This window comes from Chryseosolibacter histidinae, assembly GCF_018598225.1.
GTDB lineage: Bacteria > Bacteroidota > Bacteroidia > Cytophagales > Cyclobacteriaceae > Chryseosolibacter > Chryseosolibacter histidini.
On sequence record NZ_JAHESF010000018.1, the window covers coordinates 81891 to 93682 of the forward strand.

The following is an 11792-nucleotide window of genomic DNA, read 5'->3' on the forward strand; positions in this document are numbered from 1 at the left end:
TTAAATTTTAAACCTTAAACTGCTCACTCAAACCAGCAGCTTGCAGCGCCCAGTATGGCAGCGTTCTCTCCTGCGGATGCTTTTATGATGGGCACATGAAGCGAACGTTTCTTCAGGTTGTCCACCACCTGCGGCAGGAAGTGGTCCGATGCCTTGGCAACATTTCCACCGATGATGATGGCCTCCGGTTTGTCCAATTCAATGAAGTGCGCCAGGAACGCGGAAAAGTCTGATGACCACTCTGCAAACATCTGCGAAACAACATGCTGCTCGTCTTTCAGGCTAAGCAGCTCCCGCACGTCCTTCACCTGCTTTCCGGTGAGCTCCGTGTAACGTTTCACAAACCACCGGGTGGCGAGATATTCTTCAGCGAAAGAATTCTTGAACGGCAGTCTCCACAGGTCTGCATCTTGTGCCACGCCGTCGTGATAACGCGCTGTACCGATGCCCGTTCCCAATGTGATGCCGATGGCGTGTTTTACGGGACCGGCTGTACCGGCCACGATCTCGCCCTGCAGAAAACAGGCTGCATCGTTTTTGAACTTAAAGTGATGGGCCGGCAGCTTCAGGTGCTCGGCGAGCATCTCCTTAACGTTGAGTCCGTACAACGACTCGTATTTGGCGAGTCCTTTGATGTATGAAATGCCTTGTTCGTAGTCGAAGGGACCTGGCATGGCAATGCCGATCCTTACCTCCCTGCCGGGATACTGATCGATAATGGAAGAAAAACCGCTGCACCACTCCTCGATGATCTGGCCTGCTGGCGCATGCGCGTTCACGTGGCTGCGGGCATGCGAATCCTCCACAACCTTTCCCAACCCCAGGTCAACAGCAGAAACCGTAATATGCGAACCTCCGATATCAGCACCCAGAACTATCCTCTCTTTCATGGTCAAAATTTTCGCCAAGATATTGAGCAGCGCAATATATTCAAAGGGTTTATTACTTCCCGTACATGTGTTAGGGGGACACCCGAAGGGAGCCAGGAGCTGGGGCTAGAAGTCAGGAGCCAGGAGTCAGAAGTCAGGAGGAGAAGGAGTAAGATTAAGGAGTAAGGAGTAGGTGTGGGGAGTCAGGTCTGGGGAATCGCAGTCCGCATTTCATTGGCTTTGCGAAGCATGGTTTTGTTCTCATCGAAGGTCAATATTTCCATTGCTTTGTCGAAAGTTAACCATTGGCGTTTGCGTGTTTTGTCGATGAGTGTGCCTTGCCGGAAGTATTGCATCAGGTAGAACCTGACTTTGATGTCCTGGCAATTGTACTGGAACATGGATACACCAAGCTCGCATTTGATCAGGGCCCACACGCCGGTCTCTTCTTTCACTTCCCGCGTCGCTGCCTCCTCTTCACGCTCACCTTCTTCGATGTGTCCTTTCGGAAGGACCCACCGGCCGCCGGTGCTGCTCTCCACAACGAGGTATTCCACTGCCTCGCCGTTTTTTCTGAACACTACACCTCCTGCATGCGTGGTGGCAGGTTCGGCGGGATTGGCAACAGCGTTCGTTTTATTGTTGCCTTCGAGTGTGATAATATACCAGCAGGCCTGACTCACGGCTTTGGAACGCTGGTCAGCATATCGCCAGAATGCCAGCAGCATCGTACCGAGGCAGATCAGTGAAAAGGTAAAATTAAAAGTGTACAGTCCCCAGATGACCAGCATGGCGAGCACGACTGAAAAGCTTCTGAAAAATTTCGAGTCAGCCTCAAACCGGTTTACCACTGTAATGGCCGGACTCTTGTCCAGTGTCAACCGGGCCTTGCACCACTGGAAGGTATTGATCGACGAAGAAGCCTTCAACGGTCGCAGCACACGCTCTTTGATGGCGAAGGCGCTATTGGCAGCATTGTCCACATCGGTTTTGAAGAGCCAGCTTGCCAGGATACGAACGAGGGGCGAAGACAACTTCTGTTCCCTGACGAGCTTCTTTACCTGTGCTTTCAAAGTTCCCCTGCGGATAACATCGTAGAGGTGCGTATCCAGCAGCGAGCCGAGTAAAAAAATAAAATGCCCCGCCATATAACTACTGAAAAGGAATATCACCGTCTGCTCGGTGCTGCTCCGTTTTACCGCGCCGAGGAAATAGTTGATAACGGCATCCTGTGTGATGTAGGTGAGCAATGCACCCGGCAGGATAATGGAAAAGAATTCCATCAGTCCAATGAAAAACTTATCAGGTGAGAAGTTCATGGTTTGAGCATTTGGGTTTCTGCCAATGTATAAATTCCAGGTGGGCTATCGATCAGTTGTGCCAGCGATCCTTCTTCGGCAGGCACGGTCAGGTGGGCAAGGAATTTAGATCAATTTAGTGATTCGGGTACAGATACTCAAGCTATGCTTCCGGAAAAGTCCAGTTAGACGTTAAGATAAGCCTCAGATACCCATACAGGATGTGTCGGGATTCTGCCGCATACTTAATTCGAGCGTATGTTTTAACGAGAGCATTTTACTTGAAGGGGATTCCTCGCTCCCCGCGCACCAACGCCACATTCCTCGCTCTGAATGACGGATCAACGGTGGCTTGAGTTTCACATCTCGATCTTGAAGATCTGCAGGTAACGGCTGTCACCTTCACCGACATATTTATTGTAGGCGAGGATCTTACCATTGTGACTCCACGATACACCGATCACAGGCGCTGCTTCGTCTGAAGATTGCGGCGTGAGCTGTACGGATACGCCACTCGCCACGTCTGTCTTCCAAATGGCATTGCCGGCAGCGAAGGCCAGCGTTGCGCCATCGGGGCTGAGGTTGAACTGCGTTTGAACGGCGTGGCGAAGACGGGTGATCTGGCGGATATCTCCTCCGTTAACAGGTACGGAAAAGATCTGTACAATGCCGGCATCATCTTTCATCAGAAAGTAAACAGCAGCTCCGTCGGGTGATGTGCGAAGCCAGAAACGTGGTCCCTGCAACCCGGGGAATTTGCGGTCAGTGGTATGTGTGATCCGGCGCTGGCTACTCTGCGCTGGCACATTCGGCCTTGACGCCGACGTGCCCTCCAATGGTTTTCCGGACTGTGACTGCGTAACATTGTCGGGGATATCGGCAACAAAGATCTCCGTAACCACCACACCGTTTTTGTCGCGTACATTTCCCTGGAAGGCGATCGCTCTTTTTTGCCGGGAACCTGTGTTGTTAACGTAGCCATTGTTACCGATCCAGCATTCATCGAAAGCTTTGTCGACCTCGTCACTGCCGGGCTGCGGGTTCTCGGTCACGACGGCGGCAACCACCGAAAAATATTCACCCGGAAAATTCTCGCCGCTCTCGTTCGTCACCTTCACATTCCCAAGTGGCGCCATCACACCGATGGTGCGGAGGTCTTTCTGAACGCCCTTCGAAGACCGTTCCAGGTTCTCCATCAGGTAATCGTTATAAGTAAAGCTGATCCATTCTCCGTCACCACTCCAGCTATGGGCATGGGTGCCGCCGCGCAGGGCCCCGGCTACCAGCGGCGCTTCAATGGTGCGGGCCTCGGCGTGCGTGATCCCGTGCGCTTTCTGCTCATCAAGCACAGCACCGAAACGCCGCGTGAAACCATAGGGCCGCTGCTCGTTACAATTCTCCAGCCCGTGAATGAAGATCAGCTTAGGCGCTGTAGGATGATACGCCACCGCCCCCACGCCTGGTCCATGCTCCGTCTGGCCTTTTGTACTGTAAAGCTTAACGACCGCGCCCGTCGCCACATTCACTTTTTCGATGCAGCACGTTCTGCCGATGTGGGTGATGTCGTTGCGTGTATCGTATGCCAGCCACTGGTCGTCAGCAGAGAATACCTGCGTTGGGTTCAACATGTGTCCGTAAGCTCCGAAGGTGAGCTGAATCTCTTCTTTCATGGAATTAGTGGTTTGACAACAAAATGCAAAAATGCAGTAAAGAATGCTAAAATGCAGGTTCACGCAGAGAGCGCGGAGAAGGCGCAGAGGGCCGCAGAGATAAGCGTTTTTAAAACGCACCTGTGTACACCTAAAGAGTAGCATCTGTTTTTCTTTGCGTTCTCCGCGTTTATGCATTTCTGAGTTTTATTCGTGATAACAGGATGCCTGACAGGAAGATGGCGAGTGTGCCGATGACGATCACCATGTTGATGTGCAGGGTATTGCGCAAGAATGCGTACTGCTCCGGAAGCAGATGAGAGAACGACATCCACACGATCACCAGAATGCCTATGAGCGTGGCCAGCTTGGCTGTGGTGTTGCCTGACTTCCGGCTCACCATGCCCAGCAGGAACAACCCGAGCATGCCTCCGGCGAAAATACCTGCCAGCTGCCACCACAGATCGAGGATACTCTTGACGCCGATCATCACAATACCTGTTACAATGGCCAGTATACCCACCGTAGCTGTGGAAATGTAAAGCACCCTCATCTCTTTGCGGGGCGTAACATGCGTGTTGATATAACGCTGGTAGATATCTTTAAGAAACACGGTGGCGCTGCTGTTCATGCCGCTGCTGATGGTGCTCATGGCTGCCGAAAGAATGGCGGCGATGATGAGTCCCAGCAAACCTGACGGAACTTTGGTGACCATAAAGTAAGGCAACACTTTATCACCGTAGTCAGCAGGCTGGAGCGTGGAAGCTGGCACACCTTTCTCGAACGCTACCTGGTCCCGCACCGCCGAAGCGAGCTCCGGGTGCTGTTGGAAATACGCGAACAACGCAGTACCGATGAAGAAAAAGACGAGCGATACCGGCACATACCAGTAGACACAGAGCCAGATGCTGCGCGACGCCTCCTTCTCGTTTTTAGCCGTGTGATAGCGCTGCACGTAATTCTGGTCGATTCCAAAATTATTCAGGTTGATAAAAAATCCGTAAAGAAAGATCACCCAAAAAGTTGAGGCGCTGAAATTGGTGAGGTCAAAGCTGCCCAGGCTGAACTTGCCATGGTCGTTGCCGATGGCGATGATGTCGGAGAAACCGTTCTTCATTTCGTACACTACCATGCCGAGCACAACAATAGCCCCGATGGTCTTGATAATGCCTTGCGCCACTTCTGTCCAGATCACAGCCTCCATACCGCCGAGCATGGTATACGTAATGATGCACACACCGCTCACCACCATGATGGTGCGCATGTCTATGCCGGTAAGCGCCTGCAACGTGAGCGCGATGCCGAAGAAGATGGAGCCCATGCGCGCCAGCTGGGTAAGCACAAAACAGACCATGGCATACGTGCGCGCCCATGGACCGAACCGGTGCTCGAGGTGGGCATAGGCGCTGATCTCTCCTGTCTTCCGGTAGAAGGGAACAAAATACTTCGCAGCGATCCAGGCAGCAAACGGCATGGAAAGGCTGAACACAAATGCATTCCAGTTAGCGCCAAACGCTTTACCGGGAACACCCAGAAAAGTGTTGCTGCTGAGGAATGTTGCATAAAGGCTCAGTCCCAATGCCCACCCGGGAATGTGTCCCGAAGCTTTGGTGAACTGTTCCGTGCTGTTGTTCTTCCGCGAGAAATAAATTCCGATGGCGATCATGCCTGCCAGGTATAAAACAATAACGGATATATCGATCAGGGGTAATGCGTTCATGGTTGATCCGGCGCTAATAAAATATCAAGCAGTTTTCAATTTAAAAATATCGGTCCAGTTCCTCACCGTGGCGTTGTTCACCAGCGGCTTCGCCCAGATGCCGATGCTCAGGATATAACCCAGTGTAATAAAAAGTACAGTCATCGCCAGCTGCAGTCCCAGCCACTCGCCCAGCACACCGATCACCAGTGGCACCACGGCTCCTCCCGCAATGCCCGTGCACAGAATGCCCGAAAAAGTGCCGTGATGGTGTGGCACGGAATTCATGCCCAACGAGAATACGATCGACCACATCACGGAAAGGAAGAGTCCCGTGAGCGGAAAGCAGACGAGCGCAATATTCACAGGACCGGTCAAAGCAAAGATGAGCGCTACGATGGCACAGGCTGCAACCACGACAAGCACGCGGCGGCTATCGAACAGCTTGAGCACAAACAGTCCGAGGAAACATCCCACCGTGATCAGTCCCCAGAAATAAGATATGGCTGTGGCGCCGGTTGTTGCCGGATCGGCGCCGTGATATACCTGGAGAAATTTCGACATCCAGTTGGCGATGCCCTGCTCGGTGCCTACGTATGCAAATATTCCGATGAAGTAGAGGGTCACGATCCTGTTGCCCAGCAACGCCTTGAAGCCCGCACTTGTATCGATCTTTTCCTCTGCCTTCAGCTCAACCTTTGGAAATTTCACAAACAGGATCACCACCACCATCAGCAGCGCGGTAACGGCAAAGATCCAATACAACGAAACCCACTTCAGCTCCGGCGAAACAATTCCATCGAAGAACCGGATCATGGGATGCGTGCTCCCTGAATGGATATTAGACACCATCACACTATAAAGCAACGGACTCAAAAATGACGCAAGCCCGAAGAACAGGTTCGCCAGCACCGAGTTGAAAGCAAAGTGCTCCTCTCCCCCAGCCTGCCGCAACAGTGGATTGATCACCACCTGCAGCATGGCCATACCGATGCCGATGGAGAACAACGAGATCAGTGCCACCTCGAACGTGGGGATCAGCGCAAACAACAACGCCGCCACGAACGCCAGGATGAAGCCGGCCAGGATCACTACCTTCTCTGAATATTTCTCGATCAGGATCCCGGAAGGAATGGACATCACACCATAGGCAACAAAAAACGAAAAGGGCAGGAAACCCGCCAGCGCGATGCTCAGGTCGAAGCTCTCAATAATATCCGGCACCAGCGGCCCCAGAATATTGGTGAGAAAGGAGATCACCGAGAAGATGAGAAAGATGAGCAGAACGATCAGTGTGTTGGGCTTCATGGGCGGTTTAGATGTGAGATTGGAGATTAAGACAGAGTCCACAGTCCATGGTCGATGGTCCATAGCAGCGTATGTGATTGTCGAGGATGCGGGTCATGGTATCGGTTTAAAGTTATGATAAGGTTAAGTTAAAATTAAGTGCGACAATTCACATTTAACGCTTTCGTGTGAGCAGAACACGTAAATTGCCCATAGCGTCACCGCCGTGGACTATCGACCATGGACTATGGACTGTCTGCTAAACGCCTTGGGTGACGTACCCATCACCTGTTTAAAAACTTTCGAAAAATGGTACTGATCAAAAAATCCCAGGGCATAGGCGATGGATTTAATGGTCTGGTTCCTGTGCTGAAGCAGCTGGCAGGCACGTTGTACTTTCATGGACGTATAGAGGTTCAAAGGCGTTTGCATTGTTTTTTTCTTGAACAGGGCGCAATAGTGAGACACGGAGAGTCCCGCAACGCTGGCGAGCGCTTCGAGGGTAACGTGGCCGTGGATGTTGGCGCGCATGTATTCTATGCTCTGGATCACGCCGTCCTTCTTCGCATGTTTTTTGGCCGACAGCACCGTGAGGCGGAAGGAGCATAAAAAAGTGTAAAACCTGCTGTTGGCATACACGAGGTTCTCAACATTCTCCATCAGCTCGAGGTGGTGCAGAATATCATCGAACTGCGAGATCCTGCCTGCCAGGAATTTCGCCTTGCCCGGCGCATAACTATTTTTATACATCAGGTGTCCGGCTACCGCTGCCGCCTGAGCGCCTGAAAAATAGGCCCAGTAGATGCTCCACGGATCGTCTTCTGACGTACCCGAAACTGCCTGGAGAGATGCAGGCAAAACGAAAAAATCGTTCTCCGACACACGAAAGGTCTTCTTTTTTACGGTATACCAGCCTGTTCCTTTGGCCACATATACCAGCACATACGCTCCTGCTTCGGGGTAATTTTTCTTGATAGGCTGGAACGACGTGCTGGCCTGAAAACCGATCTCCGTCACAAACAGGTTTTTACACAGCGGATGCTGTTTCATTTTCTTCCGGGTGCTTTGCGGAACAACACGGTAGCGATGAAATTCCGGATGCTCACTTTCCATGTTAAGAAAACGTTATGGGCATATTGCAATGTAAAAAAATCGCTAAGAAATAACACCAGAATTTTATACATCTTTTCAGTAATGCCCTCCATTGATAGAATCCGGTGGGATGGAGAAATTGTGTGAGTAGTCCACAGTCCACGGACGACAGACCACAGACGCATGTGTTCAGAAAAAGTACGAAGTACAATATACGAAGTACGATCGCTGACGTTCACACTGCCCGGCTGTGGACCGTGGACTGTCGACCGTGGACCTTTTCACTAAAACATATTTTCTAACACTAATTTCGTCATGACTTCTTCTGTTGAAATCCTTACAGCGACATTTACGCCCATGCATTCCGATGGTTCTATAAACTATGACCGTATCGCCGATCTGTATCATCACTACATTAAAAGTGGTGTACAGGGCGTTTTCCTCAATGGCACTACGGGCGAGTGCATGTCGCTTACCACCGAAGAAAGATTGAAGCTTGTTGAGGTGTGGACGGATTGTCGCCGACAAAACAGCAATTCAACTTTCCGGATCTTTGTTCATGCTGGAAGTTGCAGCCTGTACGAAACCGCACAAATGGCCGAACACGCGCAGGCACACGGAGCCGATGGTATCGCCATGGTGGCAACATTTTATTTCCGGCCACAGACCCTGGAAGACCTGATCGAACAATGCGAATACGTGGCCGCGGCGGCACCCGCAACACCTTTCTATTATTACAATATTCCTTCGATGACCGGTGTGAATTTTCCACTCAACAAGATCATCGAGGCGGCATCCAAACGGATCCCGAATTTCGCAGGACTGAAAAACAGTTTCAACGACCTGGTCGACTACCAGGAATGCATCCACTATGCGAAAAAGAAACTCGCCATGTACTGGGGGACGGATGAGGTATTTATGATGCTGTATGCTGCGGGAAACCGCCACTACGTTGGCAGCACCTACAATTATATGAGTGGCCTTTATTTTGACATGGTAGAAGCTTATCATGCAGGTGATCATGAGCGCACTGTTCAGCTGCAGCGTGAGGCAAGCACCATTTATAAAGTATTGCTGTCGAACAATGGCCTGATCGCGGGCAAGGAAGTGATGCGGTACCTGGGTATCGACTGCGGACCTGTGCGAAGACCGCTGAAAGCGATGAGCGCGGCAACCAGTGAGGCATTGCTCGCCAACCTGCAGCGCACAACGTTCTTCAGCTACACTTCGCCAAAACAAAAAATTGTAAGAACCCTACTATAATGCAATAAAACTATCCATCTTTCTCATTAACCTCAAACCCTTACTGTTATGATCAAGATCATTTTACTGAGCGACTTTTCGGAAGAGTACAGTAAAAACCTGCTCCGGGGAATTACGCGGTACTCGAAAGATCACGGTCCCTGGACATTCTGCCGGATGCCTGCCTATTACCGCGAAACGATCGGGATAGACGGCATCCTGGAGTGGGCCAAAGGCTGGGAAGCTGATGGCATCATCGGGCAGTTCCACAATGCCGAAGAAGCCTGGAAGTTCACACAAGCCAAAATGCCCGTGATCGCGCAGGACTTCAAAGAAAGATTTGAAGACATCCCCAACATCACCGGCGCCTATCATGAAACGGGAAGGCTGGCGGCGGACTACTTTCTGAAAAAGGGATTCAAGAATTTTGCTTTTTACGGTCTTAAGAATACGGTCTGGTCACGTGAGCGTGCCGAAGGCTTTGAAGAAAGGGTGAACGAGGCCGGCTACAAAGTTGACTATTTCGAGCGCCAGCACTCGCGTTCGGAGGATCTTTATCATTACAAACCATCGGCGTTGACGCGCTGGCTCAAGTCGCTGCCGAAACCCATCGCGCTGATGGCCTGCGACGACAACCAGGCCTACCACGTGGCCGAAGCCAGCCGCCACTTCAACATCCGCATACCGGAAGAGATCGCACTGCTGGGCGTTGACAACGACGAAATGCTCTGCGAGCTTTCGGACCCGCCCATCTCCAGCATCGGCCTCGACACCGAACGAAGCGGCTACGAAGCTGCCGCGCTCATGGAACAAATGATCGCACGCAAGCAAGGCACGTTCAAAGACGTGGTGGTAAAACCCACACAAGTGGTCAGTCGTATGTCGACAGATATCTTTGCCAGCACCGACAAGTACATCGTCAGCGCGCTGAAGTACATCCATGAAAACCTCGACAAGAATCTGAAAGTAGACCAGGTGCTGAAAGAAGTTCCGCTCTCCCGGAGATCGCTCGAAAAACGTTTTGTACAAATCACAGGATACCCGGTATACGAATACATTTACAACCAGCGGATCGAAAAATTCACACAAAAGCTGCTCGAGACCGACATGACCATCTTCGAGATCGCCCTCGACCTCGGCCTCAACGACAGCAAGAACATCGCCCGACAGTTTAAGCAGATCAAGGGATTAACACCGGTGGAGTATAGGAAGAAGTATGTTTTGAGTAACAGGGGGTGAGAAGGGTTGCCAGTTGCCGGCTAGCCAGTTGCCGGTTAGACCGGTGCGAACTTTCACAGACAAGCTCCGATTTCGACTTGTGCGGAAGGCGATTGGGGTTACTTTACCGCACCAACTGGCAACCGGAAACTGGCAACCAGTGCTAGCAACTATTTGGAAGCCTGATATATCTTCGCCACCGCCTCCGCGAAGCTGTCCATATCCTGGCGGGTTCCGAGCATGGCGTGCTGGAGGATCCAGACGGCTTCTTCGGAGCAGGCACGTTCTGCTACGGGGCAGCGCACGTTGGTATAATCCACGTGGTCAGGAATGGCGTAGCAGAGAAAGTTTTTGTCGCGGAACAAAGGCTGCTCGTAGAGTGGCTTGGGATATCCCATGAAAGCAGGCACGCCTTCTGCGGCCAGCGCTTCCGCGAATTGTTTTTTGGAGAGGCCACCGAACTGCGACTTGTCGTATTTGAAAATGAACAGGTGATGGGTGTGCGCGGTTTCGCCATGGCCCCGGGTGAGCGGCGTGATGCCAGGAATTGTGCTTAACCGTGACGCCAGGTATTTTCCATTCTCGTCACGGGTGCGGGTCTGCTCATCGAGTCGTTTGAGCTGTTGCAACAGCAGTGCCGCCTGAAATTGTGTGATGCGATAGTTGCAGCCCAGGTTGTGATGCTCATACCACTGCCCGCCTTTCACGCGGCCTACGTTGCGCAGAGAGTTCATCATGTCATACAACCGTTCGTCGTTGGTGACCACGATCCCGCCTTCACCTGCATTCAGGTTCTTCGACGACTGAAAGCTGAAACAACCGGCATGACCGATGCTGCCCAACTTCCGGTCTTTGTAGGCACCACCATGTGCGTGGGCGGCGTCTTCAATCACGGTCAGTTTAAACCTTTCGGCGATGGCCATGATGGCATCCATGTCACAGGCCTGCCCGGCAAAGTGCACAGGGATGATCGCTTTGGTGCGGGGTGTGATAGCCGCGGCTATCTTTGACGGATCGAGGTTATAGGTATCGGGATGGATATCGACAAATACGGGAACACAGTTGCACTCCAGCACCGTAGACGCTGTAGCGATGAAGGTATAAGGCGGCACGATCACCTCGTCGCCAGGTCTTACGCCCGATGCGATCAAAGCCAACCTGATGGCTACTGAGCCATTCACACAGGTAACGGCATACCTGCTGCCGCAATACGCAGCAAATTCTTTTTCGAATTGCTCCACATAACCTTTGCAATCCGGATTTGCCCATTGACCGCTTTTCGCGATGTCGGTCACGGCATTCACATCGCGTTCGTCAAATACGGGCCAGGCAAAATTCTTCTTCACCATTTTCGCTCCGCCGTTGATAGCCAGTTGTTTCATCGATGGTCGTTTTAACCGTTTCGTTTTATTTAACTCCTTCGTTTTATTTTTAACCC

General features: G+C 51.7%; 9 protein-coding genes. 2 read left to right on the top strand and 7 right to left on the bottom strand.

Features of this window, described 5'->3' with window-relative positions:
- Positions 1–23: 23 nt before the first annotated feature.
- The 6 genes from KK083_RS18315 to KK083_RS18340 all read right to left on the bottom strand — a co-directional run bounded on the left by KK083_RS18315 (position 24) and on the right by KK083_RS18340 (position 7915).
- Positions 24–890, bottom strand: a complete 867-nt coding sequence (locus KK083_RS18315) for an ROK family protein (protein WP_254165790.1) — start codon at positions 888–890, stop codon at positions 24–26.
- A 182-nt stretch (positions 891–1072) separates the two neighbouring features.
- The gene (locus tag KK083_RS18320) at positions 1073–2188 is read right to left on the bottom strand and encodes an NUDIX domain-containing protein (RefSeq protein ID WP_254165792.1); all 1116 of its coding nucleotides are present in this window, start codon (positions 2186–2188) and stop codon (positions 1073–1075) included.
- 338 nt (positions 2189–2526) lie between these two features.
- Positions 2527–3837: a DUF3748 domain-containing protein gene (locus KK083_RS18325; RefSeq protein ID WP_254165794.1), complete on the bottom strand. Its 1311-nt coding sequence runs from the start codon at positions 3835–3837 to the stop codon at positions 2527–2529.
- A gap of 169 nt (positions 3838–4006) precedes the next feature.
- Positions 4007–5536, bottom strand: coding sequence for a sodium:solute symporter family protein (locus KK083_RS18330; protein WP_254165796.1), 1530 nt, complete (start codon positions 5534–5536; stop codon positions 4007–4009).
- 24 nt (positions 5537–5560) lie between these two features.
- Positions 5561–6823, bottom strand: coding sequence for an MFS transporter (locus KK083_RS18335; RefSeq protein ID WP_254165798.1), 1263 nt, complete (start codon positions 6821–6823; stop codon positions 5561–5563).
- A 210-nt stretch (positions 6824–7033) separates the two neighbouring features.
- A complete protein-coding gene (locus KK083_RS18340; RefSeq protein WP_254165800.1) occupies positions 7034–7915 on the bottom strand; it encodes an AraC family transcriptional regulator in 882 nt (293 codons plus the stop codon).
- Between the two features lie 294 nt (positions 7916–8209).
- Between KK083_RS18340 and KK083_RS18345 the strand changes: the two genes are divergently transcribed.
- Positions 8210–9157, top strand: coding sequence for a dihydrodipicolinate synthase family protein (locus KK083_RS18345; RefSeq protein ID WP_254165808.1), 948 nt, complete (start codon positions 8210–8212; stop codon positions 9155–9157).
- Positions 9158–9205: 48 nt separating this feature from the next.
- Entirely contained in the window at positions 9206–10375 is a 1170-nt protein-coding gene (locus tag KK083_RS18350) for an AraC family transcriptional regulator (RefSeq protein ID WP_254165810.1), read from the top strand.
- Positions 10376–10524: 149 nt separating this feature from the next.
- On the opposite strand, the gene KK083_RS18355 is transcribed toward KK083_RS18350, so the two are convergent.
- Positions 10525–11736 carry a DegT/DnrJ/EryC1/StrS family aminotransferase gene (locus tag KK083_RS18355; RefSeq protein WP_254165812.1) on the bottom strand — a complete coding sequence of 404 codons (1212 nt, stop codon included), beginning with the start codon at positions 11734–11736 and terminating at the stop codon, positions 10525–10527.
- Between the last annotated feature and the right edge of the window lie 56 nt (positions 11737–11792).

Bases quoted from the DNA above. Each gene is read 5' to 3' on its own strand.
- KK083_RS18315 (WP_254165790.1), bottom strand. From the start codon at position 890: ATGAAAGAGAGGATAGTTCTGGGTGCTGATATCGGAGGTTCGCATATT.
- KK083_RS18320 (WP_254165792.1), bottom strand. From the start codon at position 2,188: ATGAACTTCTCACCTGATAAGTTTTTCATTGGACTGATGGAATTCTTT.
- KK083_RS18325 (WP_254165794.1), bottom strand. From the start codon at position 3,837: ATGAAAGAAGAGATTCAGCTCACCTTCGGAGCTTACGGACACATGTTG.
- KK083_RS18330 (WP_254165796.1), bottom strand. From the start codon at position 5,536: ATGAACGCATTACCCCTGATCGATATATCCGTTATTGTTTTATACCTG.
- KK083_RS18335 (WP_254165798.1), bottom strand. From the start codon at position 6,823: ATGAAGCCCAACACACTGATCGTTCTGCTCATCTTTCTCATCTTCTCG.
- KK083_RS18340 (WP_254165800.1), bottom strand. From the start codon at position 7,915: ATGGAAAGTGAGCATCCGGAATTTCATCGCTACCGTGTTGTTCCGCAA.
- KK083_RS18345 (WP_254165808.1), top strand. From the start codon at position 8,210: ATGACTTCTTCTGTTGAAATCCTTACAGCGACATTTACGCCCATGCAT.
- KK083_RS18350 (WP_254165810.1), top strand. From the start codon at position 9,206: ATGATCAAGATCATTTTACTGAGCGACTTTTCGGAAGAGTACAGTAAA.
- KK083_RS18355 (WP_254165812.1), bottom strand. From the start codon at position 11,736: ATGAAACAACTGGCTATCAACGGCGGAGCGAAAATGGTGAAGAAGAAT.